The organism is Thermococcus sp. GR5, from assembly GCF_012027535.1.
GTDB lineage: Archaea > Methanobacteriota_B > Thermococci > Thermococcales > Thermococcaceae > Thermococcus > Thermococcus onnurineus.
Genome location: NZ_SNUN01000050.1, coordinates 1 through 255, shown reverse-complemented (window position 1 = coordinate 255; position 255 = coordinate 1). Strand labels below are relative to the sequence as shown.

Annotated in this window: 1 protein-coding gene; it reads right to left on the bottom strand. The window is 51.8% G+C overall.

Translation table 11 applies throughout. The features are described from left to right. Window positions 1-181: aminopeptidase P family N-terminal domain-containing protein (locus E3E33_RS10820; RefSeq protein WP_370520410.1), on the bottom strand; the 181-nt coding region annotated here is incomplete at its 3' end. Window positions 182-255: the final 74 nt, after the last annotated feature.

The following is a 255-nucleotide window of genomic DNA, read 5'->3' as shown; positions in this document are numbered from 1 at the left end:
CAACGTAAACTAATGGTTCGCCCTCGGCAGGGATGAAGAGGCTCGGACGGAGCCATTTGGTGCCGGTGAAGTAGATGAAGCTGGAGAGTGTCCTTATGACAGCCCCATCTATCTCGTTCTCCCTGAGCAGTTTCTGGAACCTCTCCACACGCCTTCTGAATATCTCCGGGTTTCCTCTAATCATTCACACCACCTTAATAACAAGGAACGCCATCTCTAGGCTCCCAGAGTTAGAAACCGTGTGGGGAACGTCCT